Genomic DNA, 13192 nt, shown 5'->3' with positions numbered 1-13192 from the left:
ATTTCAAACATTTTTTTCATGCCGATAATCCTTAAGGAGGTTTATCCTACCTTATACCTAAAGGAGTCAAAAAGCATGAAGAAAAAAGGAAAACTGAGGCTTGGTGCCAAAATTTTGCTGATCTTTTTAAGTGTCATCATCATCTTTTCCGCAATTGTTGGTTATGTGGTGAATCGTGAGATGACAGAAAACATCAAGCACATGGCCACTGAAAAAGCAAAAGGGGATTTAAAGCTAGGCTATGCCTACCTAGATGAAAAAGTAGCAGGCTCGTGGCAGATAAAAGATGGAAAGCTTTACAAAGGGAATACCCAAATCAATGATCATGATACATTGGTCGACCATTTAGCAGAATACACCGATGATACGATCACAATTTTCCAAGGAAATACCCGTGTCGCAACGAATGTCATGTTAAACGGCAAACGAGCTGTCGGTACACAAGTTTCACCAGAAGTGAAGGCCACTGTATTAGATAAAGGCGAAAACTATTATGGCACAGCAAATGTAGCCGGGAAAGATTATCAAACGGCTTATATGCCAATCAAAAATGATGCAGGTGAAACGATCGGCATTTTTTATACGGGCGCCAACCAAAGCATGATTTCACAAATGCTTCAGTCATTCTACATTCAATTTTTCATTGTTCTGTTATTAAGCTTAATTGTTGCTGTAATCATTATTTCTATTTTCACGAAGCGGATTCAAACCCGTCTCAAGCGCATGGCTTCTGCCATTAAGAGTGCAGGAGAAGGCAATTTAACCATCAATGTGACAGATACAACAGGCGATGAACTGTCTGATTTGGCTGATCATTTCAATAAGATGCGGGAAAAATTAAATCACACCATTCTTAATGTGATGAACACGTCTGAATTAGTGGCAACCTCATCTGAACAGCTGTCAGCTAGTGCAGAAGAAACAAGTGCAGCATCAGAAAAAATCACCCATAGTATTCAAGAAGTCGCTCATTCATCAGAAGAACAGTCTGCTCAAATGACAACAAGTGAGCACACAATGATTCAAGTATCTAACGAATTGGCAAAAATCACGGAAAATGCAGGGCAAATGGCTTCAAGAAGTCAATATGCACAAGAAATGGCCCTAAAAGGTGTACAGAATATTGGGGAAGTAAACTCACAAATGACATCTATTGCAAAATCAATAGAGGAAAATGGGACAGCCATTCAAGCTTTAGAGACACGTTCGGCTGAAATTGATCATATTTCTCACGTTATTACAGACATCGCTAACCAGACCAACCTACTTGCTCTTAACGCAGCAATTGAAGCAGCACGAGCCGGTGAGCATGGGAAAGGATTTGCGGTTGTTGCAGACGAAGTGAGAAAGCTCGCTGAAGAATCTCAAGCATCATCAAATATGATTTCCCATCTCATTTCAGAAATCCAAAAAGAGATGACTCATTCAACAAGTGCGATCAAACGAGTAAGAGAGGAAGCGGCTCAAGGGACTGTACTTATTTCTCATGCAGAAGAATCATTTATTGATATTCAGCAGTCAATGAGAGAAATGGCAGATGGTATTAAGCATTTATCTAGTGCATCTCAAAAAATCGCAGCTTATACAAACGATGCGAAACAATCCTTTGCCACTATTACAGAAGGGGTTAAATTAACAAGTGAACATTCACAGCAAGTAGCCGGTTTAACAGAAGAACAATTTGCTGCAATGGAAGAAGTAACTGCTTCATCAGAAGCTCTTGCCCATTTAGCAGGAGATTTAAAAACAATGGTTTCACAATTTCACATCTAGATTCCTCATATAGAAGCGCAAGACGGCGACAATCGTCTTGCTGCCTAACATTCTCTTCAAGAATCACTCTTTCAACCATTCACATTCCAACAAAAATCTATGAATAAAGGAGTTTTTTAAATGAATAACTTAAACCAAGCCTATTCCCTATCTATCTCCTATCACCAAATCACCGTATACACCGGAAGCAAAACGCCACCTGTGATTGACTGGTCAGATGATGACATTCTTCAAGGATTCGCCATGGGAGATCAAGGTGTGTCCTTTGAAGGGATCAACAACGGAAAAGCCTCTGTTACTGTAACTTTAAATAACGATATCTCCCCAGCCTCGGCTGACAGAACGGTCACAGTACCTTTTACGCATGCAAGTGACCAAGTTTATATCACAAGCGTCATGGCTCAGGTGCTGTCTTTCCCTATACCACAGGGAGACTATCAGCTCACCTGCTACACTACACAGCAGCCTGATGAAGACCTTTATCATATCCATTTCCAAACGGTGTAGATCACGACTGATCGTACAAATCAAGCCACTTTTCTGCAAAGTCTACCGACTCTCTCACTGGCAATAAATATGAACTGGCAAGCCCGATTTGACCGTGATGATGAGTGCCTCCTGATTTCAGAAAGTCACAGCCGATCTGCTCAAATAGTTCTTCTCTAGTGATGATATCTTTGTATTCTTTCCATACCCTCCATCCATTTTCTAAGATGGGAGCTCCTCTTGTCATAAGGTCTTGTTGAGGAATGCGATATTCAGCCAAATGGAAAGCGGTCAGACTCTCAAAAGACGTACCAATCAGTAGCACCTGAGCCTGAACATCATACATGCGGGCTAGAGGAGAATGCTCCCCTAATCCAAAAGAAAGTGCGTGGTGTTTCAGAAGCTCATGTTTCTTTTTTCCCCAGGCCGTGAATGAAAAATGAGGATGATTGCTTCTCGCCACGCCTGGGTATTTCCAAAACGCTTCCGCTACCTTTCCCATTGCAGTTGGTATCGAGTAAGCTGGATCAAATGCAGGCATTGTGTCTTTGATCGATTTCCACCATGAAAAAGGAACAGGCGGATCGATCCAATCGGCGGGATCAGAAAGCTCTAACGTTTGTGCCGGCATGATCAGTGTCCCCTCTTCTGTTACGGTTTCCATCAATGCTTGGATGAGGGCAACAGCGCCTCCGTTTATCCAGCCTATAGATGATAAAGATGAGTGAACACATAAAATCATGCCTTTTTTCACACCAAGTTGAACCAAGTCAGCTTTGATTGTTTCCTTTGTCACCGGTTCAGCTTGATTTTCGATTAATTTTTTCATCGTTTCCTTTTCCTCCTGCATCTCTTCTCTTAATGATGAATGAGACGCTTAACCGCAATAGACAGTTTATAATTTGCGTAATTTGTCAGCTCCGTTAAAAACAGATCGAGTTCATCATGACTTGAGAAATGACCTTCAGCCATATAGCAGCCCTCACCACTTATTTTAAATAAATTCTTGATCTCTTCCTGTCGATCGAGAAATGACAGAAGTGGTTCGTGATGATGACTTCGGGTATAGAGCTGCATAAATGTTTGGATGGTCTTTTGCGTCCGCCAGTCAATCGAAATGGTATATGCTTCAATCACACCCTCTTCTTCAAGTTTTAACACACGATTCGCAACAGCTTGACCGGTTAAATGAACTTTTTCACCTAACGCTTTCATGGTCAACCGACTGTTTTTAGAGAGCTCTTTTAATATATCCATATCGGTTTGGTCTAACATTGGCTCACCTCTTTCAAAAATCAAGTCCTGCTGATGAAAGACTTTCATTCCCCTCTGTCACAAGGAACTCTTTTAATATACTGTAAACTTAATCAGAAAAAAAGGAGGCCTTTTCATGAAAATCACGCTCATTCGGAATGCTACTTTATACCTTGAATATGGTCAGACAACTTTCTTCATTGATCCCTTTTTAGCAGCAAAAGGAACATACCCACCGTTCCCTCATACAGCCAATCAACATTTGAATAATCCAATTGTTGATCTGCCTGTAAACATTGACTTAGACAACATGCTACACCCAGATGCTGTCTTACTCACTCATTTGCACGTAGATCACTTTGATGACGAGGCAAAACAAAAAATAGCTCAAGATCAGCCCATTTATACCCAATCGGAGAATGACAAAAAAGAAGTTGAAGAAGCCGGTTTCGAGCATGTCACATGTATTGAAGATGAAATAGACATTGGTGGTGTTCATATCCTGCGAACAGGTGGACAGCATGGGACGGGAGAAATTGCAAAGAGGATGGGACAGGTCAGCGGTTTTGTTTTCTCTCACCCTGATGAACCTACCCTTTATATTGCAGGTGATACCATTTGGTGTGATGAGCCGAAGGATGTTATCAATACTTGCAAGCCAGATGTCATTGTGGTCAATAGCGGAGCTGCTCAATTTTTAGAAGGCGATCCGATTACGATGACGAAGGAAGACATTTTAGATGTTCACCATTCTCATCCAACTGCACAAATTGTCGCTTGTCACCTTGAGGCAGTGAATCATTGCTTGCTTACAAGAGCTTCTTTACAAACTTACATTCAAGAGCATCAAGCAGAAAAAGCCATTTTTGTTCCTAAAGATGGTGAAAGTCTCACCTTCTGAAAAGAATCTTAAACAAAAAACCGGCACCTCGCTGCCGGTTTCATCCTTATGGTCGATGGTGCTGTGGTTTTTTCAGCAATGGAACAAATCCGTTGTTTTTCAAATGATTGTAATGCTCATCCATTCGTTTCGTAATATGTGTACCTTGTTCTTTTGTTAACACACCATATTGGACGTACTTCTCAATCACTTCTTTTCGTTTAGAAAGAATTTGCTGCTCAAGTGTTTCAATTTGTTTTTGTTGTTCTGTCGTTAGTTTTACTTGATGCGTTACTGGACGCTTTTCCATTTGGGGTGTTTCTCCATGAGCTGTTTCCATATAAAAACCAGACAACAGTATCACCGATAATATGATCAAGCCATTTATTCTTTTCATCATGTTCTTCCCTCCTTTATTCGCATTTATTTTGCACTCACTTTCCTTTTTTATACATTATTTCATCACGCAAATTGCACATAATATTCTTACTTTTTCGCTTTTCTTCTGAAAACGTTGTCCTAACAGAAAAAGCGTGCTATGTTTTGTTTTGTATAAAAAATAGAGGAGGATTCTTAAATGAGTCGTTTTTATCATAGAAAATCGATTTGGGTAATGCTTGTTGTGTCTGCTTTCATACTTGTCTTGTCTGCTTGCAGTCAATCAGGCTCTTCTCAGTCTGGAGATTCAAAGTGGGATAAGATTCAAAAGAAAGGGAAAATTGTTGTTGCTACTTCAGGCACCCTTTATCCAACGTCATATCACGATACCGCTAATGGCAAGGATCAATTGACTGGTTATGAAGTGGAAGTAGTCAAAGAAGCATTTAAACGCCTTGATGTAAAAGTAGAATTTAAAGAAATGGGCTATGATGGCATGCTGAGCGCCATTAATTCTGGTCAAGTGGATGCCGCTGCAAATGACATCGACATCACAGATGACAGAAAAGATAAGTTCGCCTTTTCAACTCCTTATAAATATTCTTATGGCACGGCGATCGTAAGAAAAGACGATTTGTCTGGCATTAAAACGTTAAAAGATTTAAAAGGAAAGAAAGCAGCTGGTGCTGCCACAACGATTTACATGGATGTCGCTCGCAAGTACGGTGCGAAGGAAGTCATTTATGACAATGCGACAAACGAGCAATACTTAAAGGATGTTGCTAACGGTCGTACAGATGTCATTCTAAATGATTATTACTTGCAGACACTAGCGCTAGCTGCATTCCCGAAATTAAATATTACGATTCACCCTGACTTAAAATACATGCCAAACGAACAAGGTTTTGTGATGAAGAAAGACAACACAGAGCTTCAAAAAGAATTAAATGGTGTCTTAAAGGACATGAAAAAAGACGGAACTATGAAAAAGATTTCCGAAAAATTCTTTAATCATGCAGACGTCTCAAAGAAAATAGATGCTGATGTCGAAGATGTCGACATTTCGAAATAAGGAGCCGAAAGCGTGGGAGATATTCATTTAGAATATATATTTAATCCTGCACTGGCAAAGGCGTCATTTCCATTTGTCATGAAAGGCATTTGGCTGACGCTGCTCATTTCCTTTGTGAGCATGTTTTTTGGTACCATTCTTGGCTTTTTTATTGCGCTTGCCAGAATGGCGAATACGTGGATGCTTTGGCTGCCTGCACGGCTGTATATCTCATTCATGCGCGGCGTGCCCATTCTAGTAATTTTGTTTATTCTTTATTTTGGATTCCCCTATATCGGGATTGAGTTTACAGCGGTCACTGCTGCCATTATTGGATTTAGCTTCAATAGCGCTGCCTATATTGCAGAAATCAATCGAGCGGCTCTCTCCTCTGTGCCGAGTGGACAGGTAGAAGCTGCCAAGTCACTAGGTCTCAGCTATTGGCAAACGATGCGTGGTGTCATTTTGCCTCAATCCGTTCGCATCGCACTACCGCCACTAGCCAATGTCATGCTCGATTTAATCAAAGCCTCCTCACTGGCTGCAATGATTACTGTACCCGAGCTGTTCCAGCAAGCAAAAATCGTAGGTGGGCGCGAATTCGATTATATGACGATGTATATTTTGGTCGCCCTCATTTACTGGGGCATTTGTAGTGTAGTCTCATTGCTTCAGGACTTTTTAGAAAAACGCTATGCCAAATATCTGTAACAAAAAAAGAGCAGATCCAAGCGACCTGCTCTTTTTTATATTCAGCTTTAATGTATCAGCCATAACCACACATATAACCCCAATAAAGTAAGGATCAAGGTCGGGATGGTGAGGATGATTCCGGCTTTCATGTATGCCCCCCAAGAGATATGGACGCCTTTTTTCTTAAGAACATGAAGCCACAGCAATGTCGCCAATGAGCCGATTGGGGTCATTTTCGGACCAAGGTTTGAGCCGATGACATTGGCATAAATCAGCCCGTCTCTCATGACGCCTGCTGTGTCTGTATGTCCGATTGCAATCGCATCAATTAACACAGTAGGCAGATTGTTCATGACAGAGGACAGCACTGCGGCAAGCACGCCCATAAACATCGTTCCCGCAAGCAAGCCATGCGTTGCTCCTTGTTCGATCCATGCCGCCAATATTTCTGTGAGACCGACATTCTTCAGTCCATATACGACGACATACATGCCAATTGAGAAAAAGACAATCGACCACGGTGCTTCTTTTATGACACGTTTTGTCGCCACTTGCGGACTTCTTCTTGCCAGCCACAAGAAAACAAGGGCAATACCGCCCACAATGATGGATACTGGAATCCCAATGAGTTCCCCTCCAAAATAACCGACAAGCAGACAGCCAAGCACATACCAAGACAAGCGGAACATGCGGATGTCCCGGATCGCTGAAGCCGGTTCCTTCGCTTGTGACAGATCGTATGTTTTTGGAATAAGCTTTCGGTAAAACACATAAAGCACTAGCATGCTCGCTCCAAGCGACACAAGGTTTGGTACGAACATGTTTGCTGTATATTCTAGAAACCCAATATGAAAATAGTCGGCTGATACGATATTGACCAAGTTACTAATGACAAATGGCAAAGAGGTTGTATCTGCAATAAAGCCGCTCGCCATCACAAAAGGCAGGATCATCCGCTCATCTAGGTTTAACGCTCTCACTACAGACAAGACGATCGGGGTCAAAATCAGTGCTGCTCCATCATTCGCAAAAAAAGCAGCCACGACAGCGCCAAGCAATGTTAAATAAATAAACATGCGGACACCGTTCCCTTTTGCAGCTTTTGCCATATGCAGTGCAGCCCATTCAAAAAAGCCGATTTCATCTAAAATTAACGAAATCATAATAATGCCAATAAACGCAAATGTTGCGTTCCATACTATTTGCGTCACTTCCCACACATCGCCCAGATGAACGACACCAAAAGCAAGTGCAAGAATGGCGCCTCCACATGCTGACCATCCAATGGTTAAACGTCCGGGCTGCCAAATGACGAGGACGAGGGTCAGGATGAAAATCAAAATGGCCAAGGTGACTGCTCCCAAAGGTGGTCCCCCTTTCACTCTCTCATAAAATCCTTATCTATCATACAACGAAACAAGGCCGTTGTATGCCATTTTCACATGAAAACCCGCAGGTGATTCCGGGCACCTGCGGATTCGATGACTATTGATCTTTTTTCATTAGCATTAATTCAATAAATAACTCACATCGCTGGCTGAAGTGACTTAAATCGATTGAGGTCATCTCAAAGATTTGTTTCATTCGATAGTTTAATGTATTTTGATGAATAAACAACTGCTCTGCGGCTGGCTTTAGCTTGCAGTTATTTAATAAGTAGACTTCCAGCGTTTTTAAAAATGAGGTTTGGCTGTCACGGTCTTTTTCTTTCAAACGTAACAAATCTGGATTGAAATCATTTTTCTTTTTTTGATGGCTGTAAATCGAGTCTAAGAACCGGAAAACCCCTAGATTTTCGTAATCATATGGAATCAGCTCTTGTCCTCCCACAATTTTCACAGCCTTCACGACCTCTATCGCTTCAAATCGACTTGTACTCATTTTCATGACATCCCGATACTCTCTTCCCATCCCAATATACAAGGGAGAAGGATGGGCATGCGCTTTCGATTGCAGATGAGCGATGACGTCAGCCGCAGTCGCTTTCGGTGAGTGCCGGTCTGACAAACTGCCCAATATCACCACAATGTCGGCTTGAACGGAGTATACGTGATTCACCTTGTCTTCTAGCTGCAAATACGTCCGGATGACGTCCTTCACATCTTCTGCCGTCTCACTTTTGTTATCGGCAGCGTGTACGACCATGACAGTAAATACAGCTGGCAGCGGGATGCTTAAATTCTCAGCCTCCCACTTCAGTTCTTCTTCTGTATAAAAATGATCATCCATGACCTTTTTGAAAAACTCTTCAATCTTGCCTTCCTTTTTCTCCAGCTGTTTCTTATTCTTATAAATCACTTTTCCCACTTGAAAGGAAGCTTCGTGCAAAAATTGCAGCTCCTCCTGCGAGAGGGAATCCTCAATGTCCTGCACCCAAATAAAGCCGACAACCTCTTGTTTATGCTTGGCGCTCACAGCCACCCGCCGATTAAACCCGAGCTCGTCATGACCGCTCACATAAAAAGGCTTTGACTCCTTGTGAAGCCGCTCGATGACCCCTGTTTTCTTTAACCAATCGACAACAGACCCTGGACATTCTTTTGAGAAAATCGTTTGCTGATTGACTGGGTCAAACTGCTGAATGCTGTAAGAGTTATAAGCAAGGAGCTGGCACTCTGTGCTTTCTAAAATGACTGGTTTTTTTAAATACCCGCTAATAAATGCAATTAACTTATCGACATCAAAAAATGTGTGAAGCTTTTCTAATATCTCTTCCATCCCGATTGCTCCCTGATTAAGTAATACATTTATCATACTTCTTTCCGGACAGATTTGCATAGAAACAAAGTCGTAGACAAGCAAAAAAGCATGAACCCGTGTGTACAGGTTCATGCTTTTCCAACTTAAAACATTTCACTAATCGTTTTTGCCTGCATGTGTAGAGCTAGGTAATCTGGACCGCCTGCTTTTGAATCGGTTCCTGACATTTTGAATCCGCCGAATGGGTGGTATCCTACGATGGCTCCTGTGCAGTTACGGTTAAAGTAGAGATTCCCTACATGGAACTCCTGCTTCGCACGATTGATATGGTCCCGATTATTGGTAATGACAGCACCTGTCAAACCATATTCCGTGTTGTTGGCTACTTCAAGTGCCTCATCAAAGCTAGACACTTTCGAGAAGGCCAAGACAGGTCCAAAGATTTCTTCTTGCATCAAGCGAGATGTTGGCTCAAGATCTGCAAAAACGGTTGGGTGAATGAAGTATCCTTCCGAATCATCACTCGTTCCACCAGTGACTAAGCGGCCTTCCTGCTTACCCACTTCGATATAATCTGTGATCTTGTCAAAGGACGCTTGATCAATGACAGGTCCCATATAGACATCCGCGGAAAGAGGGTTCGCTGTTGTTTTCGTTTCTGTGATTTCCTTCACTCGCTCGATCACTTGGTCATACAGCTTCTCGTGGACGACAGCCCGAGATCCAGCTGAACATTTCTGACCTGAAAAACCGAAGGCTGATGTGAAAATAGCATTAGCCGCTAATTCGACGTCTGCATCCTCATCTACAACCACTGTATCCTTACCGCCCATTTCAGCAATGACACGCTTTAAATGCTGCTGACCTGGCTGTACTTTAGCTGCGCGTTCAAAGATACGTGTCCCTACTTCTCTTGATCCAGTGAATGTAATGAGGCTTGTTTTCGGGTGATCGACTAAGTAATCTCCAACTTCAGCTCCGCTTCCTGGTACAAAGTTCACCACACCCTTTGGAAGACCTGCCTGCTCAAGCTCTTCCACAAAACGTGCCGCAATGACAGGAGTTGCACTTGCAGGTTTTAAGACAACTGTATTCCCTGTAACGATTGGTGCTACTGTTGTTCCTGCCATAATGGCAAACAAGAAGTTCCACGGCGGAATGACGAGTGTCACGCCAGTTGGGGTGTATACGTATTGATTGTGTTCTCCTTCACGGCTGTTCACTGGTTTGCCTTTCGCCAGCTCCAGCATTTGACGAGCATAATATTCAAGGAAGTCGATCGCTTCTGCTGTATCTGCGTCCGCTTCATTCCAAGGCTTACCTGCTTCTTTAACAAGAAGGGCTGAATACTCATGCTTTTTACGGCGAATGCTTGCCGCAGCACGGAAAATAACGCTGGCTCTTTCTTCTGGAGACGTGTAGCGCCAAGTTTCAAATGCTTTCGCCGCAGCCTGAACCGCTTGTTCTGCCTCTTCTTTTCCGGCCTTTGATACCGTTCCAACAACTTCATCCTTTTTCGCTGGATTGATCGAGACAATTTGGTCTTTCGTTTCGATTCTTTCTCCATTAATCACGAGCGGATAGGTTTGACCCAGTGTTTCTGTTACCTTTGCTAATGCTTGTTCAAACGCTTTGCGGTTTTCTTCTTGGCTAAAATCCGTGAATGGTTCATGTTTGTAAGGTGTTGTCATCTTTGTCACGCTCCCGTTTCAAATTATTTTTTCGTCATTCCTTTTAAAGCAAAGGCAATGTTTGCCGGCCGTTCTGCAAGACGTCTCATGTAGTAGCCATACCACTCTCGTCCATACGGTGTGTAGACCCTCATTTGATAGCCTTCCTTCACAAGTGCCTGCTGCGTTTCTGATCTCATACCATACAGCATTTGAAATTCGAACTGACTTGTCGGTATATTGTGTTTTTTCACAATATTTTTCGTGAACTCGATCATTTGATCGTCATGTGTCGCAATGGCTGTATAGTTCCCTGTGAGTAATTGCTTTTCGATCAGTTTCTTGTAATTCTGATCAACGTCTTTTTTGTTTGGATACGCCACTTCGGCGGATTCCTTATAGGCACCCTTTACAAGTCGTAAAAATGGTTGCAGCTCATTGAGGTCATCAAGATCCTTTTCTGTTCTGTACAAATACGCCTGCAGGACCGTACTGACATACTCATATTGAGATTTCATCTCTTTAAAAATGTCCAGCGTTTTTTGACAGCGCTGTTCATCCTCCATATCGATTGTCACCATGATACGGTGTTTTTCTGCCGTATCTAAAATACGTTTCATATTGCGATACACAAGGTCATCGTCAATATCCAGGCCGAGTGATGTCATTTTGAGTGACACGTGGGAATTGAGCTTGGCCTCTGCAATCCGCTGAATGGTTTGAATACACTCATCCGTTCGCTCATTTGCAATCTCTGCCTTTGTGACAAACTCACCAAGGTGATCGACTGTAACAGCCATTCCTTGATCATTTAATCGTTTAATGACAGAGATAGCGCTCTCAAAATCTTTCCCACCGATGATTTTCTTAGATGCAACAGCACTTCCCCAATTACGAGCTATATGGTTCAAGAGACTGCTCTTTGACAAAAACAAGAAGAAATTTCTTGTGACCGACTCCATAAAGGGCACCTCCCACTCTTTGTAAGCTATGTCTTTATTGTAAGGCTCATTAGCTGTCCGCTACAATATTTGAAGATGACAAAAATTCTGACTTTTTTTGTGGTTTTATCACAATAAGAGATAAAAAAGAGCCTGCCGCTATCCGGCTGGCTCTTTCCTCCTACGTCCACACCTCATCAAGGGTAGACTGCAAAAGCTCATTTAATTCTTGCATCAGATTGTCTTTCGGCTGATTGTAGCTTTTCACCAATTCATCAAAACGCACTAGTTCTTTGTCGATAAATGGATGGACATGAGCGAGACGGTTCTCTACATCCATTTCTTCTCCGTCCATTTTACGTTTGAGCAGTTCGTGAATTTCTGTTAAAAGCGGGCCTTCCTCCACTAGATCCTTGAGCAATTCATGAAAGTCCATTGGTGGAACTGTTCGGTAACGTTCAATCCACTGACAGGCAAGAAGCGGACGAAGTACATAGAAATACTTCTTGATTCGCACCTGCTCTCCTCGTAAATGCCGGCTCTCATTCCGCCTCGCCATATTGAGGTAATGATACATCAAAGCCGCAGGGTAAAACGCTCGGTCCTTTAATTCTCTTAGCTTCTTTGCCAAAGAGAAAGATTCAGCATAGATGATATCAGAAGACAGCCATTCCATAATGGATGGATTTGATTTATTGAATAAACGAAGTGCCTTTCTCAGCTCCCAGCCGCTGATATCAAGCATGTCATCAATCGGTCGTTCAATGACATCCCGCTGCTCTTCCATCGCCCAATACCATTCTTTCCGGGGAACATATAAAAAACGAACATCATAATCACTATCGGTCGAGGGAAATCCCCATGCCCTACTGCCTGATTCGACGGCAAGACAAATCTTTACGTCATACGTTTCTTCGATGATTTTTAGCTCTTCCTTAATTCTCTCTCTCAAGCGTCCATCAACTCTTTCTAAAGAATTCTGCATGACTTCTTCACGTTTTGGGAAAATACCAATAAGACATATATGAAAAAGGAGTTGGATCTGATGTCTATATCTCGCATTATGAAATGGATCACTGGGATTTTTGAAGCTTGCCTTGCCATCCCTGTGATCGGAGGCCTATTCGTTATTAGCAATGGCTATTCACCGCTTATGGTCATGCTTATTCTGCATATTATCACACTCGTCTTATCGAAGCGAGACCAGGGACCAATGATTGGAAGCATCATCGGAATTGTCACATCCTGCCTTGCATGGATTCCGATTCTCGGATTCATTCTTCATATCATCACTGCCCTTGCTCTCATTATCACCGCGTTAGTGCCTGATGAAAAAACGAGACAGAATACGAGCTATTAAAAAAGA

Annotated in this window: 14 protein-coding genes; 6 read left to right on the top strand and 8 right to left on the bottom strand. The window is 42.4% G+C overall.

All coding sequences use genetic code 11. The annotated features are described in order from the left end of the window. Positions 1 to 75 precede the first annotated feature (75 nt). Both GPS65_RS05630 and GPS65_RS05625 read left to right on the top strand, forming a co-directional pair. Positions 76 to 1773, top strand: a complete 1698-nt coding sequence (locus GPS65_RS05630) for a methyl-accepting chemotaxis protein (RefSeq protein WP_119124396.1) — start codon at positions 76 to 78, stop codon at positions 1771 to 1773. Between the two features lie 120 nt (positions 1774 to 1893). Then, positions 1894 to 2280 carry a competence protein ComJ gene (locus GPS65_RS05625; RefSeq protein ID WP_119124395.1) on the top strand — a complete coding sequence of 129 codons (387 nt, stop codon included), beginning with the start codon at positions 1894 to 1896 and terminating at the stop codon, positions 2278 to 2280. 1 nt (position 2281) lies between these two features. Here the strand turns inward: GPS65_RS05625 and GPS65_RS05620 are convergent, their stop codons facing one another. After that, entirely contained in the window at positions 2282 to 3088 is an 807-nt protein-coding gene (locus GPS65_RS05620; RefSeq protein ID WP_144481909.1) for an AAC(3) family N-acetyltransferase, read from the bottom strand. 29 nt (positions 3089 to 3117) lie between these two features. Further along, complete coding sequence (locus GPS65_RS05615) at positions 3118 to 3534, bottom strand: Lrp/AsnC family transcriptional regulator (RefSeq protein ID WP_186299672.1); 417 nt, start codon at positions 3532 to 3534, stop codon at positions 3118 to 3120. A gap of 115 nt (positions 3535 to 3649) precedes the next feature. On the opposite strand from GPS65_RS05615, the gene GPS65_RS05610 reads away from it, so the two are divergent. Continuing rightward, on the top strand, positions 3650 to 4414 hold the full coding sequence (locus GPS65_RS05610; RefSeq protein WP_144457983.1) for an MBL fold metallo-hydrolase: 765 nt from the start codon (positions 3650 to 3652) through the stop codon (positions 4412 to 4414). Between the two features lie 46 nt (positions 4415 to 4460). Here GPS65_RS05610 and GPS65_RS05605 read toward each other — a convergent pair whose 3' ends face one another. Further along, positions 4461 to 4790 (bottom strand): YckD family protein, encoded by a 330-nt coding sequence (locus GPS65_RS05605; RefSeq protein ID WP_119125670.1) that lies wholly within the window; start codon positions 4788 to 4790, stop codon positions 4461 to 4463. A gap of 180 nt (positions 4791 to 4970) precedes the next feature. Between GPS65_RS05605 and GPS65_RS05600 the strand changes: the two genes are divergently transcribed. Beyond that, on the top strand, positions 4971 to 5843 hold the full coding sequence (locus GPS65_RS05600) for a transporter substrate-binding domain-containing protein (protein ID WP_012008872.1): 873 nt from the start codon (positions 4971 to 4973) through the stop codon (positions 5841 to 5843). 12 nt (positions 5844 to 5855) lie between these two features. After that, the gene (locus tag GPS65_RS05595; protein WP_088000543.1) at positions 5856 to 6533 is read left to right on the top strand and encodes an amino acid ABC transporter permease; all 678 of its coding nucleotides are present in this window, start codon (positions 5856 to 5858) and stop codon (positions 6531 to 6533) included. 47 nt (positions 6534 to 6580) lie between these two features. On the opposite strand, the gene GPS65_RS05590 is transcribed toward GPS65_RS05595, so the two are convergent. The 5 genes from GPS65_RS05590 to GPS65_RS05570 all read right to left on the bottom strand — a co-directional run bounded on the left by GPS65_RS05590 (position 6581) and on the right by GPS65_RS05570 (position 12811). After that, a complete protein-coding gene (locus tag GPS65_RS05590; protein WP_119124392.1) occupies positions 6581 to 7879 on the bottom strand; it encodes an arsenic transporter in 1299 nt (432 codons plus the stop codon). 121 nt (positions 7880 to 8000) lie between these two features. Then, a complete protein-coding gene (locus GPS65_RS05585; protein WP_012008869.1) occupies positions 8001 to 9233 on the bottom strand; it encodes a PucR family transcriptional regulator in 1233 nt (410 codons plus the stop codon). Positions 9234 to 9358: 125 nt separating this feature from the next. Continuing rightward, positions 9359 to 10906 carry an L-glutamate gamma-semialdehyde dehydrogenase gene (gene pruA / locus GPS65_RS05580; RefSeq protein WP_119124391.1) on the bottom strand — a complete coding sequence of 516 codons (1548 nt, stop codon included), beginning with the start codon at positions 10904 to 10906 and terminating at the stop codon, positions 9359 to 9361. A gap of 23 nt (positions 10907 to 10929) precedes the next feature. Continuing rightward, positions 10930 to 11847, bottom strand: a complete 918-nt coding sequence (locus tag GPS65_RS05575) for a proline dehydrogenase family protein (RefSeq protein ID WP_012008867.1) — start codon at positions 11845 to 11847, stop codon at positions 10930 to 10932. 160 nt (positions 11848 to 12007) lie between these two features. After that, on the bottom strand, positions 12008 to 12811 hold the full coding sequence (locus tag GPS65_RS05570) for a nucleotidyltransferase domain-containing protein (RefSeq protein ID WP_119124390.1): 804 nt from the start codon (positions 12809 to 12811) through the stop codon (positions 12008 to 12010). A 60-nt stretch (positions 12812 to 12871) separates the two neighbouring features. On the opposite strand from GPS65_RS05570, the gene GPS65_RS05565 reads away from it, so the two are divergent. Then, complete coding sequence (locus tag GPS65_RS05565; RefSeq protein WP_012008865.1) at positions 12872 to 13186, top strand: hypothetical protein; 315 nt, start codon at positions 12872 to 12874, stop codon at positions 13184 to 13186. Positions 13187 to 13192: the final 6 nt, after the last annotated feature.

This window comes from Bacillus pumilus (assembly GCF_009937765.1).
GTDB lineage: Bacteria > Bacillota > Bacilli > Bacillales > Bacillaceae > Bacillus > Bacillus pumilus_O.
Note: the sequence above shows the minus strand (reverse complement) of the source record. Positions and strands in the feature narration are given on the sequence as shown.

What these genes read in the sequence shown, in the direction of transcription:
- GPS65_RS05630 (WP_119124396.1), top strand. Translation starts at nt 76, where the DNA reads ATGAAGAAAAAAGGAAAACTGAGGCTTGGTGCCAAAATTTTGCTGATC.
- GPS65_RS05625 (WP_119124395.1), top strand. Translation starts at nt 1,894, where the DNA reads ATGAATAACTTAAACCAAGCCTATTCCCTATCTATCTCCTATCACCAA.
- GPS65_RS05620 (WP_144481909.1), bottom strand. Translation starts at nt 3,088, where the DNA reads ATGAAAAAATTAATCGAAAATCAAGCTGAACCGGTGACAAAGGAAACA.
- GPS65_RS05615 (WP_186299672.1), bottom strand. Translation starts at nt 3,534, where the DNA reads ATGTTAGACCAAACCGATATGGATATATTAAAAGAGCTCTCTAAAAAC.
- GPS65_RS05610 (WP_144457983.1), top strand. Translation starts at nt 3,650, where the DNA reads ATGAAAATCACGCTCATTCGGAATGCTACTTTATACCTTGAATATGGT.
- GPS65_RS05605 (WP_119125670.1), bottom strand. Translation starts at nt 4,790, where the DNA reads ATGAAAAGAATAAATGGCTTGATCATATTATCGGTGATACTGTTGTCT.
- GPS65_RS05600 (WP_012008872.1), top strand. Translation starts at nt 4,971, where the DNA reads ATGAGTCGTTTTTATCATAGAAAATCGATTTGGGTAATGCTTGTTGTG.
- GPS65_RS05585 (WP_012008869.1), bottom strand. Translation starts at nt 9,233, where the DNA reads ATGGAAGAGATATTAGAAAAGCTTCACACATTTTTTGATGTCGATAAG.
- pruA (WP_119124391.1), bottom strand. Translation starts at nt 10,906, where the DNA reads ATGACAACACCTTACAAACATGAACCATTCACGGATTTTAGCCAAGAA.
- GPS65_RS05575 (WP_012008867.1), bottom strand. Translation starts at nt 11,847, where the DNA reads ATGGAGTCGGTCACAAGAAATTTCTTCTTGTTTTTGTCAAAGAGCAGT.
- GPS65_RS05570 (WP_119124390.1), bottom strand. Translation starts at nt 12,811, where the DNA reads ATGCAGAATTCTTTAGAAAGAGTTGATGGACGCTTGAGAGAGAGAATT.
- GPS65_RS05565 (WP_012008865.1), top strand. Translation starts at nt 12,872, where the DNA reads ATGTCTATATCTCGCATTATGAAATGGATCACTGGGATTTTTGAAGCT.